We start from the raw sequence: 19,421 nt of genomic DNA, 5'->3' as shown, positions 1-19,421 counted from the left end.
ACAATCACCACATCGACCCACCATTCACCAAGGAGCCCACCATGCCCCACATCGTCGTCCACCTTTCCGGCCAAGCTGACGCCGCCCTCACCCGCAAGACCGTCGACACGGTCGCCGAGCTCACGCAGAGCGTGCTCGGCAAGCAATTGCCGGTCATCGCCATCACGGTGCAGTACATCGCCGCCGACGCCTGGTTCATCGGCGGCCAGTCGCTCGCCTCGCTCGGCAAGTCGGCCTTTCACCTGGACATCAGCGTCACCGACGAGACCAACACCAAGGCCGAGAAGGCGCGCTACCTGCGCGAGGTGCATGCGGCCATGGCGAAGATCCGGCCCGACCTGCACGAGGTGTCGTACATCCACGTGATCGATGCGCGCGGCGCGGCCTACGGCTACGGCGGCAAGACGCAGGAGTACCGGCACCAGCAGGCCGGCGTCTGAGCCGTTGAAGCATCTCGGGGGGCATGGCACCATGCCGCCATGCCCTCCGGAAAATCCCTCGCCGACAGCCTCGGCAACCCGCTCACCCTCGACGACGCCGCCAGCCTGCCGCTGGTCGACGACTTCGTCATGGGCTTCATCTCTACCGAGGCCCGCGCCGTCAACCTGCTCTCGGTGGCCGATACCGACGCGAGCCCCATCGTGCAGGCCTACTGCGCCACGCTGCACCTGTTCGCGGAATCGCGCGAGGCCGTGGCCAATGCACGGCCCTTCCTGGACAAGGCACTGGCCGGCGCCGCGCGCGCCACGCCGCGCGAGCGCCGCTACATCGCGGCCATCGAGGCCTGGGCACAGGGCGACATCGGCAGAGCCATCGCGCTGCACGCCGAGCAGGCACGCGAGCATCCGCGCGACCTGGTGTCGGTCAAGCTCGGCCAGTACCACTGCTTCAACACCGGCGACTGCCCCGGCATGCTGCGGCTGGCGCTGGCCGTGCTGCCGCATGCGGCGGACGTGCCCTATGTGCACGGCATGGCCGCGTTCGGCTACGAACAGTGCCACCTGATGCGCGAGGCCGAAGCCAGCGCGCGCCACGCCATCGGCATGTGCCGCAAGGAGCCGTGGGCGCACCATGCGCTGGCGCACGTGATGCTCACCGAAGGCCGGCTCGCCGAGGGGCTGGCATTCATGAAGAGCGTGAGCGACACATGGACCGGGCTCAACTCGTTCATGGTCACCCACAACTGGTGGCACGTGGCGCTGTTCCTGATCGACCTGGGCCATGACGCCGAGGCACTCGCGGTGTACGACCAGCACGCCTGGGGCGTGGTCAAGGACTACTCGCAGGACCAGATCGGCGCGGTCTCGCTGCTGGCCCGGCTGGAGCTTGCCGGCATCGACGTCGGCACGCGATGGGACGACGTGGCGGGCTACCTGCTGCAGCGGCAGGCCGACCATGTGCTGCCTTTTCTCGACCTGCAGTACCTCTACGGCCTTGCGCGTGCCGGCAGGCCCGAGGCCGATGTGCTGCTGCGCAACATCGAGGCCTTCGCGCCGCATGCGCCGCCCTCGACGCGCGCCGCCTGGCAGCGCGTGTGCGTGCCGGCAGCGCACGGACTGATGGCGCACGCGCGCGGCGATCTCGCGGGCGCTATCGAAGGGCTGGGCACGGCGTTGCCGCGCATGATCGAGATCGGCGGCAGCCATGCGCAGCGCGACCTGTTCGAGCAGCTCTACCTTGATGCGCTGGTGCGCAACGGCACGGAGGCTTCGCTGACGGGTGCGCAGGGCATCCTGCAGCAGCAGCTCAACGGACAGCCGGAGTCCCTGCGCCTTCGCCGGCAGACGGCCGCCGTCTACGAGCGGCTGGGGCTGGGCCAGCTCTTGCGGGGCTGAGCGGGCGCGGGGACGCTCAGTCCTTGTTCTTCAGGTGCCGCGTCTGGTCGTAGGTCGGCTGCGGCGGCAGGTCGGCCAGATGGCGCGTGTCGGCCCAGTCGACGATCTCGATCTCTTCTGGCCTTGCGGGGTCGGCAATGCGGATGCGGTTGAAGCCCGCGTTGGGGATCTCGCTGCGGCGCGGTCCGCTCAGGCTCAGGCCGCGCGCGGTGCGCCACACCATGTCGAGCACGCCGCCGTGGGTGACGACGATCAGGTACTGGCCCTTGTGCGCGGCGGCGATGTTGCCCAGCGCCGCGATGATGCGGGTGTGGAACTCGCGCGGCGTTTCGCCCTCGGGCATGGCGTGGTCCTCGCGGAACTCCAGCCACTCTTCCCACGCGCGCGGATGCTGGCTCTGGATCTCGTCGGAACGCATGCCCTCCGCCACGCCGAAGAACTGCTCGCGCAAGGCCGCCGAGGTGACCACCGGCAGCGACAGCTGCTGCGCGCCGGGTGCCGCGGTCTGCTGCGCGCGCATCAGGTCGCTGCTCAGGATGTGCTGCACCGCGGTTTCGCTGGCCAGCCGCAGGCCGAGGCGGCGGGCCTGCTCATGGCCGATGTCGTTGAGCGGGACGTCGGCATGGCCCTGGAAGCGCAACTCGCGGTTCCAGGCGGTCTCGCCGTGGCGGATGAGGATCAGGTCGGTGGTGGAGTCGGGTTTGGGCGTGGGCATTGCGCCCATTTTCCACGCTGGGCGTGACGGCTCAGGCGTTTGCCGCAACCAGCTGTTGCAAGGCCGCCACCGCATCGGCGGGCGAGGCCGCGCCCAGTCGCATGGGCGACGGCGTGAGCAGCGCCAGCACCCAGCCGATGATGCCGCCGCCGACGATGGCGCACACCACCACCACGGCCGTGTACGGCACCGCCTTGTCGAGCGGGCAGCGCATGAGCACGGGCAGGCCGGTGTAGAGCAGGTAGATGCCGTAGAGCGCCGCGAGCGCGCCGACGATCGACAGCGACGGCAGCAGGCTGAACACGCCGCCCACGAAGGCCGCGGTGCTGGCATAGGCCGACAGCTTGAGCGCGCCGATCCGGCTCCTCGTGCCTTCGAAGGTCGGCGCCATCGCGTCGATGATGAGCGCGAGCACGAACACCATCACCAGCGACAGCACATAGCCCACGACCATGTGCGCGAGCCCCGAGACGATCGGCACGCGGAAGCTGATGCCGAAGGCGCCGATGCCGATGAGCGAAAGGCCGATGAAGCTCGCCACCGCCGGTATCAGCGCGAGGATCATCACGTAGTTCCTGTAGAGCGATGCGGGGTCGGCCGGCTCGGCATCGATCACCGGCCAGGTCGCCTTGGGCTTGAGCAGGATGGACTGCACGCGTTCGACCAGATTCATTTTTCGGAGTCCTTCGACATGTACCGCAAAGTATGTCGACCGGAGGCTGCCGTGGCTGCTGGCCATGAAGCCTATGACGTTACGCCGGTGGCCATGATCGCGCAGAATCCACCCATGCCAAATCTAGTCCTGCTGCCCGGCCTCGCCTGCGACGAGCGCATCTGGGAAGCCCAGATCCCCGCCCTTCCCCTCGCCTTCCACACCCGCGTGAGCGACGCCCAGCGGCACAACGGCACCATCGAGGGCATGGCCGCCGCGGTGCTGCGCGACAACCACGGCCCGCTGGTGCTGTGCGGCGCGTCGATGGGCGGCATGGTCGCGATGGAAGCGGCCCGCCAGGCGCCCGACCGCATCGCCGGGCTCGCCCTGCTGGGCACCAGCGCACGGCCCGAGACGCCCGAGATGTTCACGCTGCGCGAAGGCGCCATCGAGTACTTCGAGCGCGGCGAGTTACGCGACGTGATCGAGCCGAACGTCTACTTCGCCTTTCATCCCGCACAGGCGGCCGATGATGTGCTGGTGCGGCGCTACCTCGACATCGTGCTGGGCGCAGGCGCGCAGCAGCTCATCAGCCAGAACCGAGCCGTGATGCGGCGGCCCGACGCGCGGCTGCACCTGGGCTCGGTGCGCGCGCCGGTGCTGCTGATGTGCGGCGACGACGACAAGCTCGCGCCGCCCGAGTGCACCCGCGAGATGGCCGCACTGCTGCCGCAGGCCGAGGTGGTGTGGGTGCCCGCGTGCGGCCACATGCTGACGATGGAAAAGCCCGAACTCGTCAACGCCGCATTGAACGGCTGGCTGGCGAAGCACTTCGCCTGATCAGCGCCTGGCGGCCTTGCCGCCGAACTTGGCCACCGCGAACTCCACGAACGCCGAAGCCGCTTTGCGGATCTGCTGGCGGCTCGGGTACAGCAGCGACAGGCTGACCGAAGGCTGCCCGTACTCGGGCAGCACGCGCTGCAGGTGTCCCGCATCGAGTTCGCTGCGGATCAGCACCTCCGGCAGCAGCGCGATGCCGAGCCCCTCCACTGCCGCATCGCGCAGCAGACCCATGGCGTTGGCGCTGAACCGGCTCTGCACCTCCAGGCGGACCTCGCCGGCAGGGCCCACCACGCGCCATTCGCGCTGGCTCTGGCTCGGTGAACTGCGCAACATGAGCCCGTCGTGCGAGGCCAGGTCCTCGGGATTGCGTGGCGTGCCGCGCAACGACAGGTAGCCCGCGCTCGCAACCAGGAAGACCGAAGTCGTCGTGAGCAGGATCGCGACCAGGCGGGAGTTCTCGAGCTTGCCCGCGCGGAACGCGATGTCGATGCCGTCGCCGATCACGTCGGCCAGCGCGTCCTGCGCGAAGATCTCCAGCCGCACCTTGGGATGCATGGCACGGAACTCCCCGATCCAGCCGAGGGGAAACCAGTCGAAGAAGTCCGATGGCGTGGCGATCCGCAAGGTGCCGCTCACCATGCCCACGCCGTCCAGCACTTCGCGGGTGACCTCGCCGATGGCGCTGAAGTGCGCTTCGCAGCGTTGCACCAGCAGCCGCCCCGCCTCCGTGAGCACGAGGCGCCGCGTGGAGCGCTGCATGAGCCGCACTCCCAGCTGCTGTTCGATGTTCTTCACCCGGCGGCTCACCGTGCTGGCGGGAACGCCGAGGGCCTTGCCCGCCAGCGCGAAGCTCCCGAGGCGGGCCACCTGCAGAAAGAGAGCCAACTCATTGAGGTCCACGAATGACCGTCTGCCAAAACTCAACAAGCTCAATTTCGAATTTCCGGAAAGAACGACAAGGGCGGACATCATCGACCGAACGGCTTGCGCAACGGGCGCCTGCAAACGCCAACAAACGCGCTTCCGCAGGCATTCATGAACTTTATGGAAGTGTTAAATGCAAAAAAAACTCTAATCCCTTCGTCCGCCGCCGTCGATAGAAAACAGGTCGTGCGTTGTACAGAAAAAGGCAAGGCCGCTTGCAGCGCACCGGTGTCCTTTCGTCGTCAACTTCCTCCACTACCGTGAAAAATCTGAAAATCAGTGCGCGCCTGGGTCTTGTGTTCGGACTGCTGCTGCTCCTGCTGGCAGCCGTCGCCTTCGTGGGCATCAATCGCCTTCACTACCTGGACGCCACGACCACGCGCATCACGTCCAACATCTCGCCCAAGATCGAAGCCGCGCGCGAGATGTCTTATCAGGCAGCCGACGTGACGCGCATGACACGCAACCTGATCCTCGTGAAAGACGAGGCCCTCAGGACCACCAACAGGCAGACGCTGGAACAGTCGAGGGCCGAGACCGACCGGCAGATGGCCGTACTCGACAAGCTGGTGGACAACGACCGCAGCCGCGAACTGCTCGCCGCCCTGAAGACCCGCCTCGCCGACTACCGCTCCTTCACCAACGCGGTGGCCGAGCTGGCCATGGCCAATCGCCCGGAAGAAGCCACGCAGATGCTCTTCGGCGAGCGCAACAAGACCCAGGCCGCATATCTGGCCGCCTTGCGGGACATGGTCGAGTTCACGAGCGGGCAGATGAACCAGGCCTCGGCAGCGGCAAACGAAGCCGCCGAGACTGCGATCAACATCATGGTCGCGGCGTCGGCGCTGGCTGTCCTTCTGGGCATCGTGTCGGCATGGCTGATCACGCGCTCCATCACGCGCCCGCTCAACCGTGCCGTCGCGGTGGCCGATCGCGTCGCCCAGGGCGATCTCGGCGAGGCGATCGAGGTGCAGTCCACCGACGAGACCGGCCGCATGCTCACCGCCCTGCAGCGCATGCAGGAAAGCCTGGCGCGCACCGTGGGCCTGGTGCGCGGCAACGCGGAAGGCGTGGCCAGCGCCAGCGCGCAGATCTCCCAGGGCAACGAAGACCTTTCCTCGCGCACCGAGGAGCAGGCCAGTTCGCTGGAGCAGACCGCGGCCTCCATGGAAGAGCTGACCTCCACCGTGAAGCAGAACGCGGACAACGCCCGCCAGGCCAACCAGCTGGCCGTGTCGGCCTCGGAAGTGGCGCTCAAGGGCGGCGACGTGGTGGGCAAGGTGGTCGAGACCATGGCCTCCATCGATGCGTCGTCGCGCAAGATCGTCGAGATCATCGGCGTGATCGACGGCATTGCCTTCCAGACCAACATCCTGGCGCTCAACGCCGCGGTGGAAGCAGCGCGCGCCGGCGAGCAGGGCCGGGGCTTCGCGGTGGTGGCCGGCGAGGTGCGCAACCTGGCGCAGCGCTCGGCCGCGGCAGCCAGGGAAATCAAGGATCTCATCGGCGACTCGGTCAGCAAGGTGGACGCCGGCACGGCGCTCGTCGGCGAGGCGGGCCGCACGATGGACGACATCGTGGGCAGCGTGCGCCGCGTGACCGACATCATGGGAGAGATCACCGCCGCGAGCCAGGAGCAGACCTCGGGCATCGAGCAGATCAACCAGGCCATTTCGCAGATGGACCAGGTCACGCAGCAGAACGCGGCGCTGGTGGAAGAAGCCTCGGCCGCGGCGGCCTCGCTGCGGGACCAGGCGGGCAACCTGCTCCAGGCCGTGAGCGTGTTCAAGCTGGACGACCGCCATCAGGGCGCCGTGCTCGTCGCACCGGTCATCAAGCCCAAGGCCGGCAAGGCGAAGACGCCGGCTCCCCTGCCCGTCCGCACGCGCGCGGTGGCCGTTGCGGCGGCGGCGCCCAAGCTGGCGATGGCCGAAGGCGAGTGAGAACGGTTCTGAGCGGGCCCTGAGCGTCAGGCCGCCGACCGCACCGCGATACCTTCGGCCTGCAGCCGTTCGCGGATGCGGCGCGCGAAGGCCAGGGCATGGGCGCCGTCGCCATGCAGGCACACGGTCTGCGCATTGACGGACACGACGCTGCCGTCGATGGCCGTCACGCGGCGCTCCCGCGCCATCGAGAGCGTCTGCGCAATCGCGCGCTCTTCGCTGTCGATGAGCGCGCCGGGCTGGCTGCGCGGCACGAGGCTGCCATCGGGCATGTAGCCACGATCGGCGAACACCTCTTCTACGGGCTCCAGGCCGGCACGGCGGGCCGCGTCGATCATGCCGCTGCCCGCGAGGCCGAAGAACTTGAGCGTGGGGTCGAAGCGGCGCACCGCCTCGCACAGCGCGTCGGCAAGCTCGGGCTCCTTCACCGCCTGGTTGTAGAGCTGGCCATGTGCCTTCACGTGCGACAGCTTGCCGCCCTCCGCCTTCACGATGGCCGCCAGCGCGCCGACCTGGTAGAGCACGTTGGCCACGATCTCGTCGGGCGGCAGGTGCATGGTGCTGCGGCCGAAGTTCTCGCGGTCCGGAAAGCTCGGATGCGCGCCGATGGCCACGCCGTGGCGCATGGCCCAGCGCACGCACTGCCGCATGGTCTTGGCGTCGCCGGCGTGCCAGCCGCAGGCGATGTTGGCGGAGCTCACGAGCGCGAGCAGTTCTTCGTCGCTGCCGGCGCCTTCGCCGAGGTCTGCGTTGAGGTCGATGTGCATGGGGCGTTTCCTTTGCGGAAAGTCTATGCCCTGCCCGGCCAGCCTGCAGCGGCCAACCCCTGCGCCACCTGCGCAAGATAGCGCTGCTGCTGCGCCCACGCTGCCAGCGCCTGCGGCTGGTCGACCTGCACCAGCCGCAGCCTGCCGCCCAACGGCGCCTGTGCCAGCTTCCACAAGTCGGCGCGGATCACCACGCCGATGCGCGGGTAGCCGCCGGTGGTCTGCGCATCGCCCATCAGGATGATCGGCTGGCCCGACGGCGGCACCTGCACCGTGCCGGGAATGACGCCCGACGACAGCATGTCGCCGCCGCGCTTGCGCTTGAGCTCGGCGCCCGCAAGGCGGCTGCCCATGCGGTTGCTCTGGGGCGTGATGCGCCAGGGTTCACCCCACAGCAGGTCGCGCGCGGCCAGGGTGAATTGCTCGAACTCGGGGCCGGGCAGCACGCGCAAGGCGATGGCTCCGTCGGCTTGCGCGGGGCCCCAGTCCGGGCCGCGCAGCCCGAAGGGGCGACGGTCGAGCTGCGCGGCGTCGAGCCTGGGCGCGCCCAGCGGCAAGCGGTCGCCCTTGCGCAGCGGGCGCCCCTGGTGGCCGCCGAAGCCGGCCTTCAGGTCGGTGCTGCGCGAGCCCATGATCTGCGGCACGTCGATGCCGCCCGCCACCGCGAGCCAGCTGCGCAGTCCGGCCTTCTGCGCACCCGGCGCGTTGGCGCCCGAGAGCTTCAGGGTCTGGCCGGCCGCCACCGGCACGCTCCAGCAAGGCCGCAGCGGCACGCCGTCGAGCGTGGCCGTGAAGTCGTCGCCGGTCAGCGCGATGCGGGTGGCGGCTTCGAAGCGCAGTTCGCAGCCGCCCATGGTGAGTTCGAGGCCCGCGGCGCCGTCGGCGTTGCCCACCAGCCGGTTGGCCAGCGTGAGCGAAAGCACGTCGAGCGCGCCGCCGGGGCAGATGCCGAGCTGGCGGTGACCGTGCCGCCCCAGGTCTTGCACCGACGCAAGCACGCCGGGTTTCTGGACGACGATCATGTCTGCACGCTTTCCGCGACGAAGCGCACGCGGTCGCCGGGGCGCAGCAGCGTGGGCGATGCGGCCGTGGGGTCGAACAGCTCGAGCGGGGTGCGCCCGATCAGTTGCCAGCCACCGGGCGACGCCAGCGGATAGATGCCGGTCTGCTCGCCGCCGATGCCGACCGAGCGCGCCGGCACCGCGGTGCGCGGCTCGGCCCGGCGAGGCGTGGCGAGTTCGGGTGGCAGCCCGCCCATGAAGGCGAAGCCCGGCAGGAAGCCGAGCAGGTAGACGATGTATTCGCCCGAGCTGTGGCGCCGCACCACCTCGGCCGGAGTCAAGCCGGTGTGGGCCGCGACGTCGGCCAGGTCGGGCCCGTGCTCGCCACCATAGGCCACGGGGATCTCGACCAGCCGGCCCAGCGCGCCGCCGGCCGGCAGCTTCGGCCAGGCCTCCAGCACATGGGCCGTGAGCGTGTCGAGATCGATCGCGGTCGGGTCGAAGGTGAGCGTGAGGTTGTTCATGCCCGGCAGCGTCTCGCCGACGCCGGGCCATTGGCGCGCACGCTCGGCGAGCGCCCAGATGCGCTGCTGCTGCGCCAGCGTGGCGGGCGCCGGCAGCTCGCATAAGAGCGCTGCATCGCCCAGAAGATGCAGCCGGGGCGGGGGGGTGCCGCTCATCGCGGCTTATTCACGGCCGAGGCTGCGGACTTTGGCAGCCAGCTGCTGCTCCACGTTGGGGGAAACGAACTTGTGGACCTCGCCGCCGAGCATGGCGATTTCGCGCACGAAGGTGCTGGAGATGAACTGGTACTTGTCGCTGGGGGTCAGGAACACGGTCTCGACGTCGGGCATCAGCGAACGGTTCATGCCCGCGAGCTGGAACTCGTAGTCGAAGTCGGTCACGGCGCGCAGGCCGCGCACCATGGCCTTGCCGCCGCGCGCGACGACGAAGTCGCGCAGCAGGCCGGAGAAGCTCTCGACCGTGACCTGGTCGCTGTAGGGCTTCACCGCCTCGCGGGCCATGTCCATGCGCTCGGACAGCGTGAAGAGCGCCTTCTTGTGGTGGCCCGCCGCGACGGCGACGATCACCTTGGAGAAGAGCTGGGTTGCGCGCCGCACCACGTCCTCGTGACCGAGGGTGATGGGGTCGAAAGTGCCGGGGTAAACCGCGATCACGTTGCTGGCCATGGTTGTTCTTCCTCATGCTGCCGATGCGGCTTGTTCGGCGGATTATGCAGCCCCCTCCGGGGCGGGCCGAAGCAGATGGGCATGCACGGCGCCGGCCTTCAGGTAACGGAAGCCGACGAGGCCGAAGGCGGCGAGCTCTTCGTCGCTCCAGCGGCGCGGCGCCTCGAGGTACACCGAGCCTCCCGCACGCAGCGCGCGCGCGGCGGCGCGCAGGGCCGGCTCGTAGAGCGCGGTGCTGTCGAAGGGCGGATCGAGGAACACGGCGTCGAGGCTGCCGGCAGGCGTGCGCTCGAGCGCGGTCACGCCGTTGCCGCGCTCGATGCGCACGGCCTCGGCCGACAGCTTGGCCTTGGCGGCCTGCAGTTGAGCGACCAGCGCGGCGTCCTGCTCGCACAGCAACACGTTCGCGGCGCCGCGCGAGGCGGCTTCCAGGCCCAGCGCGCCGGTGCCGGCGAAGGCATCGACGCAGTGCCAGCCCGGCAGTTCGCCGCCGCCGGCACCGGCCAGGCTCGCGAGCCAGTTGAAGAGGGTTTCGCGCACCCGGTCGGGCGTGGGGCGCAGGCCGGGCTTGTCGGCCACGGCAAGGCGGGTGCGCTTCCATTCGCCGCCGATGATGCGAACCTCGCTGGGCTTCGATGGGCGCCTGGTTGCGGCGGGACGGGCGGCTGGGGCGACTTTCTTCTGGGGCATGCGGCGAGCTTAACGCCCGGCGCCCCTCGCCCCGGAGCCCGCTTCAGAGCCCGCTGAAGGCGCGATGGGCCAGCATGGCGGCCAGCAGGAGCATGGTGCCGCCGATGAGCCCGTCGAGCATCTGCCAGGCGCGCGGCCGGGCGAACACCGGCGCAAGCAGGCGCGCACCGAAGCCCAGCGAGGTGAACCACAGCGCGCTGGCCGTGGCCGCGCCCGCCACGAACCAGACCTTCAGCAGCCCCGCGTACTGCGCCCCGGCACTGCCCACGAGCAGCACGGTGTCGAGGTAGACATGCGGATTGAGCAGCGTGAAGCCCGCAGCCTGTGCGACCACGGCCGCGCGCGACAGCGACACGCCCTGCGCGCTGGCCTGCAGCGCGGCCGGCCGGCGCGAGCGCCAAAGAGCCTTCAGGCCGTAGCCGCAGAGAAAGACGGCGCCGAGTGCCGCGAGCACGGTGGCCAGCATCGGGCGGCCCTTCAGCGCCTGCGCCATGCCGGCCACGCCGGCGCCGATCAGCAAAGCGTCGCTGGCAGCGCAGAACAGCACCACCGCGCCCACGTGCTCGCGGCGCAATCCCTGGCGCAGCACGTAGGCGTTCTGCGCGCCGATGGCGACGATGAGGACCAGGCTCATGAAGAGCCCGTTGGCGAAGGCGGGAGTGGCTTGTACGGCTTGCATGGTCCGAGCTTGCGGCCTGCACACGGTTAATTCAAACTAAACCTTCTAACACCAATTCAGTTTTACTTCATCGCCATCATGCTCGACTATGCCGCCCTGAACGCCCTTGCAGCCGTCGTGCGCGAGGGCAGCTTCGAACGCGCGGCCCGCGCGCTCCACGTCACGCCGTCGGCGGTGTCGCAACGCATCAAGCAGCTCGAAGAGCGCACCGGCGGCGCATTGCTCGTGCGCGGCCAGCCCTGCGTGGCTACAGAAGCGGGGCTGCAGCTGTGCCGCCACGTCGAGCGCGTAGGCATGCTGGAGCACGAACTGCGCGACGCCCTGCCCGCGCTGGGCATGGGCAGCGGCGAAGCCGGCGACGAGCGGCTGACGGTGCGCGTGGCCGTCAACGCCGACAGCCTGGCGACCTGGTTCATCGATGCCGCGGCAGCCTTCACGGCGCAGGCACGGACGGTGCTGCTCGACCTCACGGTGGACGACCAGGACCACACGGCCGAACGGCTGCGCAGCGGCGCGGTGCTGGCGGCAGTGACCGCGCTGGCGAAGCCGGTGGCGGGCTGCAACAGCGAGGCACTGGGCACGATGCACTACGTGGCGGCCGCGAGCCCCGCATTCGTGCGCGACCATTTCGCCAAGGGCGTGGGTGCGCGCACGCTGGCGAGCGCGCCGAGCCTGGTGTTCGACCGCAAGGACCGGCTGCAGGCGCGCTGGGTGCGGCGCATTTGCCACCGCAATGTCGAGACGCCGCGGCACTGGGTGCCCTCGCCCACCGCTTTTGTCGAAGCGGCTTGTGCTGGCATGGGCTGGGGCATGCATCCGGCCAGCATGGTGGCCGAAGCCATTCGGGAAGGCAGGCTGGTGGAACTGGTTCCCGGTTCGACGCTGCCGGTGCCGCTCTATTGGCAGCAGGCGCGCGCGGCGCCGCGCCTGCTGGAAAGACTGGGCTCGGCGGTTCGCGCAGCCGCCGGCCAGGGGCCGCACGCCCTGGCCTAGTCGCTTACTGCTGCGCCTTGGCGTTGGCCTGGGCGGGCTTGCCGCCCACCACCACCGTCACCATGCGCTCCGGCTGCAGCTTGCGCTGGAACGCGGCCTTGATGTCGGCCGCGGTGACTGCGTTCATGCGCGCGGTCCAGGTGTCGAGATAGTCCAGCGGCAGGTCGTGCCAGGCGATGTTGGCCACGTTGCCGATCAGCTTGCGGTTGCTGTCGAGCAGCAGCGGGAAGCCGCCGATCACGTTGTCCTTGGCCGCCTTCAGCTCGCTGGCGGTCGGGCCTTCGGCCACGAACTTCGCGAGCACTTCGCGCGACACCTTCACCGCTTCCTCGGCCTGGTCGGGCCGAGTCTGGAAGCCGATGCGGAACGCGCCCGCCTCGAGCCCCGGCGCGAAACCGCTGTAGATGCTGTAGGTGAGGCCGCGCTTCTCGCGCACCTGGTCTGTCAGGCGCGACACGAAACCGCCGCCGCCGAGCACGTAGTTGCCCAGCGTGAGCGCGAAGTGGTCCGGGTCCTTGCGCGGATAGCCGGGCTGGCCGATGAAGACATGGGCCTGTGCCGAGTCGAACGGAATGTGCTCTTCCCTAGGCGCGGTCAGCGCGGCCACGGGCGCGATGGCCGGCAGCGGTGTGCAGGCCTCCGGTCCGGGCAGGCGCGACAGCAGCGTGTTGGCGAGCGTCTCGGCCTCGGCGCGCGTGACGGCGCCGACGATGCTGAGCTTGGCGCGGCACGGCACCATCAGCTGCTCGTAGCGCTGGCGCATGGCGGCAGTGTCGATGCGCGCCAGCGTTTCCTCGGTCACTTCCTGGCCGTAGGGATGCGTGCCGTACACCGTCTGCGCGAACGCGCGGCCCGCAATGGTCGCGGGCTTGGTGTTGGCCTCCTTGATGGCGGCGTTGATGCGCTCGCGCTCGCGCTGCCACACGTCGTCGGGGAAGGCCGGCTCGCCGATCTCGCGCGAAGCCAGCGTGACGGCCTTGTTCAGCAGCGCCGGGTCGGACAGCGTGCGCAGCGAATAGCTGGTGCGGTCGGTGCCGGCGCTGACGTCGAAGCTGGCGCCCAGGTCGGCCCAGGCTTCGCCGAGGGCATTCTGGTCGAGCGCGGGCTCGCCGCCCTTGCCTGCGCGCACGCCTTTCTCGACCATCGCCGCCGTGGTGCTGGCCAGGCCGGCCTGCGGGGCTGGGTCACGGCGGCTGCCGGCATCGAAGTCGACCTGCATGTCGACGATCGGCAGCGCGTTGGTCGACACCAGATAGATCTTGGCGCCATTGGCGAGCGTCCAGTGCTGGATGGGCAGCGCGGCATGCGCGCCGGTCATGCCCGTGAGGGCCACCACGCCTGCGAGCAGCAGGGCGTGCGCGGTTTTCTTGAGGGTCTTCGTCATGGAATCGGGACCTTTCAGCGCAGCTCGCCCGCGGGCGCAGCGAAGCCGCGGCCGCGCTTGGCCTCGGGCGGCAGGGGCCGCAGCGTGGCGACCGTGAGCTGGTCGTCGCCGAAGTACTTGGCCGCCACGGCCTGCACCTGCGCGGCCGTGACGGATTGCAGCCGGGCGACGATGCGCTCGCTGGCGTCCAGCGGCAGGCCCTGGATCCAGTTGCTGCCGAGTTCGCGCGCCTGCGCCATCACCGAGTCGCGCTTGTAGGTTTCGCTCGCCACCCATTGGGTCTTGACGCGGGCCAGCTCCGCTTCGCCCACGCCGTCCTTGGCGATGCGCGCCACCTGCGCGCGCAAGGCGGCCTCGACCGCCTCGGCGCTCTTGCCGGCGGCAGGCACGCCTTCGAGCACGAAGAGCTGCGGGCCGCGGCCGATGAAGCCCGCATAGGCGCCGGCCGAATCGGCGACACGGTCGGGGCCCTGGGTGAGCGCGCGGTCGAGCCGGGCGCCGGCATAGCCGTCGAGCACCGCGGACAGCACCACCAGCGCCCAGGCGTCGCTGTTCAGGTCGTCGATGTTCGCGATCTGCGGCACGCGGTAGGCCAGCGACACATAGGCCTGCTCGGCGGGTGCCTTGAATTCGAGGCGGCGGATGCCGCGCTGCACCGGCTCCACGCGCGGCTTGCGCACAGGCAGGGCGCGCGACGGAATGCGGCCGTAGTACTTCTCGGCCATCGCGCGGACCTGGGCCACGTCGACGTCGCCGGCCACCACCAGCACGGCGTTGGCGGGCATGTACCAGCGCTGGTGGAAGTCGCGCACGTCGGCCGGGGTCATGGCGTCGAGGTCGCTCATCCAGCCGACCACGGGGCGGTGGTAGGGCGAGGCGATGAAGACAGCAGCGTTCTGCTGCTCGCCGAGCAGGGCGCGCGGCTGGTCTTCGGTGCGCAGGCGGCGCTCTTCCTTGACGACTTCGATCTCGCGCTTGAACTCGTCGTCGGGCCATTGGTTGTTGGCGAAGCGGTCGGATTCGAGCTTCATCACCTGCTCGAGGCTGCCGACCGGAATCTGCTGGTAGTAGCCGGTGTAGTCGCGGGTGGTGAAGGCGTTTTCCTGGCCGCCGAGGGCCGCCACGCGGCGCGAGAACTCGCCGGGCTTGATGTCCTTGGTGCCCTTGAACATCATGTGTTCGAGCGCATGTGCGACCCCGGATGTGCCGTCGACTTCGTCGAGGGAGCCTACCCGGACCCAGACCATCTGCACCGCCGTGGGCGAGCGCCGGTCGGGCTGGACGATCAGCGTCATGCCGTTGGCCAGGGTGAATTGCCGGGGTCCCGGCGCAGCCGCGGTAGCGGCGGATGAAGCGGCGGGGGCCGGAGTGGACTGGGCCTGCGCAGGCATGGCCCACGGCGCCACGAGCGCCATCGCCAGCACCGCACCAGACGCAGCACGGCGTGGCGGGAGGTGTTTCATAGAATGGGTCGGATTGTAAAAAGCTTCTGATGTTCAGTTTCTTCAAGAAAAAACCGCCTGCCGATGCCCCGGTCGCGCCGCCCCCCCCTCCGGCGGCCGCGCCAGCGCCTGCCCCTGAGCCTGCGCCCACGCGCTCGGTGTTCTCGCCTTCGAGCTGGTTCGGCTCGAAGCCTGCCGCGGAGGAAACGCCTGCCGCGCCTGCGCCTGCGCCGGCCCCTGCTTCAACGCCTGCTCCGGCACCAGCACCGATCGCCCTTCCACCGGTCGTCGCAGCGCCGGCGCCAGCCCCGGTGGTGGCCGCACCCTCTCCGGCGCCGGCACCTGTCTTAGCTCCCGCGCCAGCCCCGGCACCCGCACCCGCAACAGTCGCCTCAGCGCCGGCGGTCCCCGAGCGCAAGAGCTGGCTCGACAAGCTCAAGACCGGCCTGCGCAAGACCGGCACCGGCATCCAGGCCGTCTTCGTCAACGCCCAGATCGACGACGCGCTCTATGAAGAGCTCGAATCCGCACTGCTGATGGCAGACACCGGCGTCAAGGCGACCGAATACCTGCTCGAAGACCTGCGCGGCCGCGTCAAGCGCCAGATGGCCACCGACGCAGCCCAGGTCAAGGTGCTGCTGGCCGAGGCGATAGCCGACCTGCTCAAGCCGCTGGAGAAGCCGCTGGTCATCGGCCAGTTCACGCCCACCGTCATCATGGTGGCCGGCGTCAACGGCGCGGGCAAGACCACTTCCATCGGCAAGCTCACCAAGCACCTGGCCACCGAGGGCGCATCGGTGCTGCTGGCCGCCGCCGACACCTTCCGGGCTGCGGCACGCGAGCAGTTGCTGGTCTGGGCCGACCGCAACACGGTCGAGATCGTGAGCAACGAGGGCGGCGACCCGTCTGCCGTGAGCTTCGACGCGGTGAACGCCGGCAAGGCGCGCGGCAAGGACGTGGTGCTGGTCGACACGGCCGGCCGCCTGCCGACGCAGCTGCACCTGATGGACGAGCTCAAGAAGATCAAGCGCGTCGTCACCAAGGCCGACGCCACGGCGCCGCACGAGGTGCTGCTGGTGATCGACGGCAACACCGGCCAGAACGCGCTCGCGCAGGTCAAGGCATTCGACGAGACGCTGGGCCTCACGGGCCTGATCGTCACCAAGCTCGACGGCACGGCCAAGGGTGGCGTGCTGTGCGCCATTGCGCGCGAACGGCCGATCCCGGTGTACTTCATCGGCGTGGGCGAGAAGCTGGAAGACCTGGAGACCTTCGACGCGCGCGAGTTTGCGCAGGCCCTGCTGGGCTGAGCCGCCCGCGTCCCAATGAAAAAACGGCCCCGGCTTGCGCCAGGGCCGTTTCTCTTTTCTTCTTCTCTTCTCCCCCTCGCCGGGTCAGAGACCGAACGGCGATGTCGGCATGCACAGGGCGGGCCCCGTGCAATTGCTGGCCTTGTAGTAGTAGTTGCGCGTCTGCGAATTCACGATCATCGGACCGATGAGGGCGAAGCCGGTCGCACCCAGCGTGTTCGACTGCTCGAGTTCCGCCGTCAGCGTGTCCTTCGGAACCAGGGCCTGGTAGGTGAAGGTGCTGGACTGCGAAAGGTCCTTGGCGAAGATGTTCCCGAAGCTGTACGGTCCTCGGAAGCGGAAGCCGCGAGCGCCCGCCTCTTCGAACTGCGCCAGGGTCGCGTCGACGTCGGATGCGTCGTCCTTCACTTCATAGGCGAACGTGGAATTGCCCACCGAACTCTTCTCGAACACCGCGACCACCGCCGAGCCGAACCCATAGGCCGGCGCGGTATTGAAGTAGCCCTCCGCGCCCTGCGCGTTGGCACGGGTGATGAACTCGGACCTGCTGGCCGCCGCGGCTTCGGTGCGGTAGGTGTAGGTGGCGTCGGTACCGCTGTCCTTGCGGTAAATCATCACCGGCACGTTGTTCACGCTGCTCGCGCCGGCCCAGCGATAGCCGCGCCCGCCTGCTTCGTTGGCCTGGGCCAGGAAGGCATCCGCGTCCGCGGGAGCCGCCTTCGTCTCGTAGACATAGGTGATGTCGCCCGTCTTGTAGTAGACGTTGGCGCCGGCCCCGGATTGGGCCGCCGTCAACGCGCCGAGGAACCTGAAGCCCTTCGCACCTTCGGTATTGAGGTCGTTCAGGAAAGCCGCGCCATCCGCCGGATACGGCACCTGCTCGTACAGGAAGGTGCTGGTGGCCGGCGCGGGCGCAGGGGCTGGAGCGGGGGGCTCGGCTGGCGGCGGAGCGGGAGCGGGGGGTGGGGGCGGGAGAACGCCGATGGGCGCAAAGCTGTTGCCATCGTTGCCGCCGCCACCGCAAGCCGCGAGGGCAAGCGTCGCCGCGACTGCTGCGGCTACTGCCGCGAGTCTGAACTTCAAAACCTCCGGGATCCATGTGTTGTGAGCGCACTGGCAAAGAATCGGAGGAGTGTCCGAAGCGCCAGGGCCCCGCTAAGTTAAAGCGCCACCACGGTATTCACCAGTGCCAAAAGTCACGATATCTGTTGGCTACGGAGCACATTGGCGTCCAATTAATACCAATAGGCTCAGAAATCGCCACGGACTAATGAACTGTCACAAGCTCCGCCATCGCCCGCAGCAACGATTCAGCAGCCACCGGCTTGAACAGCACCGGCACGCGTGACTCGCGCACGCGCTGCAGCCGGTCCGGCGAGGTTTCGCCGGTAATGAGCAGCAGCGGCGTGGCCGTCGTGCCCTGGTTTGCGCCCTGGCTCAGGCGCAAACCCGCGTCGAGCCCGTCGGCACCGTCGGCCAGCCGGTAGTCGCACAGCAGCAGATCGAACGGACGGCCTTCGGCGGCGGCCTGCTTCAATGCCTCGGCGGCAGCCTCCTCGCTGTCGACGGCGTGCGCATCGACGGCATGTGAGCGCAGCAGTCCCACCATGGCCTCGCGGATTTCCAGTTCGTCGTCGAGCAGCAGCACGCGCCCGGGCAACGCGGACTCGGGGTTGCCGCCACGCCGCGCCGACGCTGTCCCCGCAACGGAGGCCGATGTGGCCGCGGCCCGTGCCGGCGCCTTCACCGCGGGCACCACCACGCGGAAGAAGGTGCCCCGCCCCGGCCGCGAATGCATCTGCACTGGATGGCCGAGCAGCCGCGACAGCCGCTGCACGATCGACAGCCCGATTCCCAGGCCCCGCGAACGGTCTCGGCCCGGATTGTTGATCTGATAGAACTCCTCGAAGATCCGGCTCGACTGTTCGGGCGCGATGCCGATGCCGCTGTCGCGCACCTCGATCCACACCGCTTCGCCGCGGTCGCGCGCCGTCACGGTCACGCCGCCGCGTGTTGTGTATTTCAGTGCGTTGTCCATCAGGTTGGACAGCATGCGGTGCAGCAGTTGCGGGTCGCTGTGCACCCACAGGCCGCTGGCGAGCACGCGCAGCTGCAGTTGCTTGTGTTCGGCCCGTGCCGCGAAGGTGTGGTTGAGCGGCAGGAACAGCGCGTCGAGCTGCACCGGCTGCGGCACCGGCGTGACCACGCCGGCATCGAGCCGCGAGACGTCGAGCATGGTGTCGAGCGATGCGCCCAGCGCATTCACCGCGCGCATCAGGCGCTCGGCATTGCGGCGCTCGGGGCGGTCGCGCAGTTCGTTTTCCAGCGCGGCGCCGAACAGCGCGATGGCGTGCAGCGGCTGGCGCAGGTCGTGGCTGGCGGCGCCGAGAAAACGCGTCTTCTCTTCGCTGGCGCGTTCGGTGGCGGCGATCTGCTCGCCCAGCCGCGCGGCGAGCGCCTCGTTCTCGAAGCGCAGCAAGAGCGACTCGGTGAGCAGCTTGTGCTGGCCGACGCCCGCGTGCAGCGTCAGGAGCAGGTAGGCCGCGCCGGCCACCGCCAGGAACAGGTGCAGGCCGTCGCCCTGCCAGGCCAGCGCGGTGATCATGCCCAGCGACATCGGCATCGTGTAGCCGAACAGCGCCGGCTTCAACGGCCAGAGCGACTGCGCAGCGCGCGCGCAGCTGCCGACGATCACGGCCATCAGCAGCGAAGTCATGGGCAGGTTTTCGTGCGGCACGATGAGCCAGGGCACCACCGCCGTGACCATGCTCACCAGCGTGACCATGCGCGAGATCTTGCGCGCCCAGTAGGCGCTTTCGCGCGCCGGCCGCTCGGGCGTCCAGCGTGGCGTGAAGAGCACGTAGACGTCGGCGATCAGCAGCGCGGCGAGCCAGAACAGCAGGCTCGGGTCTTTCAGCTGCGAATAGATGATGGCGCCGAACACCAGCACGAACGCCATGTGCGTCAGCGTCGAGACGATGTAGGTGCTGTAGACCGAGGCGATGCTCTCGCGCAGCACCCGCTGGCCGAGCATGTAGTCGGCGGACGGCTCG

At 69.2% G+C, this 19,421-nt stretch carries 19 protein-coding genes; 6 read left to right on the top strand and 13 right to left on the bottom strand.

Features of this window, described 5'->3' with window-relative positions:
* Nucleotides 1-41 precede the first annotated feature (41 nt).
* Nucleotides 42-440, top strand: coding sequence for a tautomerase family protein (locus ACQY8B_RS01810; protein WP_422085140.1), 399 nt, complete (start codon nt 42-44; stop codon nt 438-440).
* 39 nt (nt 441-479) lie between these two features.
* Complete coding sequence (locus tag ACQY8B_RS01805; protein ID WP_422085139.1) at nt 480-1,835, top strand: tetratricopeptide repeat protein; 1,356 nt, start codon at nt 480-482, stop codon at nt 1,833-1,835.
* A 16-nt stretch (nt 1,836-1,851) separates the two neighbouring features.
* Here ACQY8B_RS01805 and ACQY8B_RS01800 read toward each other — a convergent pair whose 3' ends face one another.
* Both ACQY8B_RS01800 and ACQY8B_RS01795 read right to left on the bottom strand, forming a co-directional pair.
* Nucleotides 1,852-2,550 carry a histidine phosphatase family protein gene (locus tag ACQY8B_RS01800; RefSeq protein WP_422085138.1) on the bottom strand — a complete coding sequence of 233 codons (699 nt, stop codon included), beginning with the start codon at nt 2,548-2,550 and terminating at the stop codon, nt 1,852-1,854.
* 31 nt (nt 2,551-2,581) lie between these two features.
* Nucleotides 2,582-3,223, bottom strand: coding sequence for a Yip1 family protein (locus tag ACQY8B_RS01795; RefSeq protein WP_422085137.1), 642 nt, complete (start codon nt 3,221-3,223; stop codon nt 2,582-2,584).
* 114 nt (nt 3,224-3,337) lie between these two features.
* Here ACQY8B_RS01795 and ACQY8B_RS01790 point away from each other — a divergent pair, with 114 nt between their 5' ends.
* Nucleotides 3,338-4,042, top strand: coding sequence for an alpha/beta fold hydrolase (locus tag ACQY8B_RS01790; RefSeq protein ID WP_422085136.1), 705 nt, complete (start codon nt 3,338-3,340; stop codon nt 4,040-4,042).
* On the opposite strand, the gene ACQY8B_RS01785 is transcribed toward ACQY8B_RS01790, so the two are convergent.
* Entirely contained in the window at nt 4,043-4,930 is an 888-nt protein-coding gene (locus tag ACQY8B_RS01785) for a LysR family transcriptional regulator (protein ID WP_422085135.1), read from the bottom strand.
* A gap of 299 nt (nt 4,931-5,229) precedes the next feature.
* On the opposite strand from ACQY8B_RS01785, the gene ACQY8B_RS01780 reads away from it, so the two are divergent.
* A complete protein-coding gene (locus ACQY8B_RS01780) occupies nt 5,230-6,912 on the top strand; it encodes a methyl-accepting chemotaxis protein (RefSeq protein WP_422085134.1) in 1,683 nt (560 codons plus the stop codon).
* A gap of 26 nt (nt 6,913-6,938) precedes the next feature.
* On the opposite strand, the gene pxpA is transcribed toward ACQY8B_RS01780, so the two are convergent.
* From pxpA to ACQY8B_RS01750, 6 genes are read right to left on the bottom strand one after another with little or no spacing between them, the layout of a single operon-like run.
* Nucleotides 6,939-7,679, bottom strand: coding sequence for a 5-oxoprolinase subunit PxpA (pxpA, locus tag ACQY8B_RS01775; RefSeq protein WP_422085133.1), 741 nt, complete (start codon nt 7,677-7,679; stop codon nt 6,939-6,941).
* 23 nt (nt 7,680-7,702) lie between these two features.
* The gene (locus ACQY8B_RS01770; RefSeq protein ID WP_422085132.1) at nt 7,703-8,701 is read right to left on the bottom strand and encodes a biotin-dependent carboxyltransferase family protein; all 999 of its coding nucleotides are present in this window, start codon (nt 8,699-8,701) and stop codon (nt 7,703-7,705) included.
* Nucleotides 8,698-9,360 (bottom strand): 5-oxoprolinase subunit PxpB, encoded by a 663-nt coding sequence (gene pxpB, locus ACQY8B_RS01765; RefSeq protein WP_422085131.1) that lies wholly within the window; start codon nt 9,358-9,360, stop codon nt 8,698-8,700. Before pxpB ends, ACQY8B_RS01770 begins: the two co-directional genes overlap by 4 nt.
* Before the next feature lie 6 nt (nt 9,361-9,366).
* Nucleotides 9,367-9,870: a pantetheine-phosphate adenylyltransferase gene (coaD, locus tag ACQY8B_RS01760; RefSeq protein ID WP_081269908.1), complete on the bottom strand. Its 504-nt coding sequence runs from the start codon at nt 9,868-9,870 to the stop codon at nt 9,367-9,369.
* 42 nt (nt 9,871-9,912) lie between these two features.
* Nucleotides 9,913-10,560 (bottom strand): RsmD family RNA methyltransferase, encoded by a 648-nt coding sequence (locus ACQY8B_RS01755; RefSeq protein WP_422085130.1) that lies wholly within the window; start codon nt 10,558-10,560, stop codon nt 9,913-9,915.
* Between the two features lie 43 nt (nt 10,561-10,603).
* Nucleotides 10,604-11,239, bottom strand: coding sequence for a LysE/ArgO family amino acid transporter (locus ACQY8B_RS01750; RefSeq protein WP_422085129.1), 636 nt, complete (start codon nt 11,237-11,239; stop codon nt 10,604-10,606).
* Nucleotides 11,240-11,317: 78 nt separating this feature from the next.
* On the opposite strand from ACQY8B_RS01750, the gene ACQY8B_RS01745 reads away from it, so the two are divergent.
* On the top strand, nt 11,318-12,232 hold the full coding sequence (locus tag ACQY8B_RS01745; protein ID WP_422085128.1) for a LysR family transcriptional regulator ArgP: 915 nt from the start codon (nt 11,318-11,320) through the stop codon (nt 12,230-12,232).
* Between the two features lie 4 nt (nt 12,233-12,236).
* Here the strand turns inward: ACQY8B_RS01745 and ACQY8B_RS01740 are convergent, their stop codons facing one another.
* Complete coding sequence (locus ACQY8B_RS01740) at nt 12,237-13,616, bottom strand: M16 family metallopeptidase (protein WP_422085127.1); 1,380 nt, start codon at nt 13,614-13,616, stop codon at nt 12,237-12,239.
* A 14-nt stretch (nt 13,617-13,630) separates the two neighbouring features.
* Nucleotides 13,631-15,079 carry a M16 family metallopeptidase gene (locus tag ACQY8B_RS01735; protein ID WP_422085126.1) on the bottom strand — a complete coding sequence of 483 codons (1,449 nt, stop codon included), beginning with the start codon at nt 15,077-15,079 and terminating at the stop codon, nt 13,631-13,633.
* 29 nt (nt 15,080-15,108) lie between these two features.
* Here ACQY8B_RS01735 and ftsY point away from each other — a divergent pair, with 29 nt between their 5' ends.
* Complete coding sequence (gene ftsY / locus ACQY8B_RS01730) at nt 15,109-16,368, top strand: signal recognition particle-docking protein FtsY (protein ID WP_422085125.1); 1,260 nt, start codon at nt 15,109-15,111, stop codon at nt 16,366-16,368.
* A gap of 84 nt (nt 16,369-16,452) precedes the next feature.
* Here ftsY and ACQY8B_RS01725 read toward each other — a convergent pair whose 3' ends face one another.
* A complete protein-coding gene (locus ACQY8B_RS01725; protein WP_422085124.1) occupies nt 16,453-17,451 on the bottom strand; it encodes a hypothetical protein in 999 nt (332 codons plus the stop codon).
* Nucleotides 17,452-17,635: 184 nt separating this feature from the next.
* Nucleotides 17,636-19,402 carry a hybrid sensor histidine kinase/response regulator gene (locus tag ACQY8B_RS01720; RefSeq protein ID WP_422089129.1) on the bottom strand — a complete coding sequence of 589 codons (1,767 nt, stop codon included), beginning with the start codon at nt 19,400-19,402 and terminating at the stop codon, nt 17,636-17,638.
* Nucleotides 19,403-19,421 lie beyond the last annotated feature (19 nt).

Source organism: Variovorax sp., assembly GCF_965279555.1.
GTDB lineage: Bacteria > Pseudomonadota > Gammaproteobacteria > Burkholderiales > Burkholderiaceae_C > Variovorax.
Note: the sequence above shows the minus strand (reverse complement) of the source record. Positions and strands in the feature narration are given on the sequence as shown.

Bases quoted from the DNA above. Each gene is read 5' to 3' on its own strand.
- ACQY8B_RS01750 (WP_422085129.1), bottom strand. From the start codon at position 11,239: ATGCAAGCCGTACAAGCCACTCCCGCCTTCGCCAACGGGCTCTTCATG.
- ACQY8B_RS01800 (WP_422085138.1), bottom strand. From the start codon at position 2,550: ATGCCCACGCCCAAACCCGACTCCACCACCGACCTGATCCTCATCCGC.
- pxpB (WP_422085131.1), bottom strand. From the start codon at position 9,360: ATGAGCGGCACCCCCCCGCCCCGGCTGCATCTTCTGGGCGATGCAGCG.
- ftsY (WP_422085125.1), top strand. From the start codon at position 15,109: ATGTTCAGTTTCTTCAAGAAAAAACCGCCTGCCGATGCCCCGGTCGCG.
- ACQY8B_RS01810 (WP_422085140.1), top strand. From the start codon at position 42: ATGCCCCACATCGTCGTCCACCTTTCCGGCCAAGCTGACGCCGCCCTC.
- pxpA (WP_422085133.1), bottom strand. From the start codon at position 7,679: ATGCACATCGACCTCAACGCAGACCTCGGCGAAGGCGCCGGCAGCGAC.
- ACQY8B_RS01735 (WP_422085126.1), bottom strand. From the start codon at position 15,079: ATGAAACACCTCCCGCCACGCCGTGCTGCGTCTGGTGCGGTGCTGGCG.
- ACQY8B_RS01770 (WP_422085132.1), bottom strand. From the start codon at position 8,701: ATGATCGTCGTCCAGAAACCCGGCGTGCTTGCGTCGGTGCAAGACCTG.
- ACQY8B_RS01805 (WP_422085139.1), top strand. From the start codon at position 480: ATGCCCTCCGGAAAATCCCTCGCCGACAGCCTCGGCAACCCGCTCACC.
- ACQY8B_RS01740 (WP_422085127.1), bottom strand. From the start codon at position 13,616: ATGACGAAGACCCTCAAGAAAACCGCGCACGCCCTGCTGCTCGCAGGC.
- ACQY8B_RS01790 (WP_422085136.1), top strand. From the start codon at position 3,338: ATGCCAAATCTAGTCCTGCTGCCCGGCCTCGCCTGCGACGAGCGCATC.
- ACQY8B_RS01720 (WP_422089129.1), bottom strand. From the start codon at position 19,402: ATGCTCGGCCAGCGGGTGCTGCGCGAGAGCATCGCCTCGGTCTACAGC.
- ACQY8B_RS01795 (WP_422085137.1), bottom strand. From the start codon at position 3,223: ATGAATCTGGTCGAACGCGTGCAGTCCATCCTGCTCAAGCCCAAGGCG.
- ACQY8B_RS01755 (WP_422085130.1), bottom strand. From the start codon at position 10,560: ATGCCCCAGAAGAAAGTCGCCCCAGCCGCCCGTCCCGCCGCAACCAGG.
- coaD (WP_081269908.1), bottom strand. From the start codon at position 9,870: ATGGCCAGCAACGTGATCGCGGTTTACCCCGGCACTTTCGACCCCATC.
- ACQY8B_RS01745 (WP_422085128.1), top strand. From the start codon at position 11,318: ATGCTCGACTATGCCGCCCTGAACGCCCTTGCAGCCGTCGTGCGCGAG.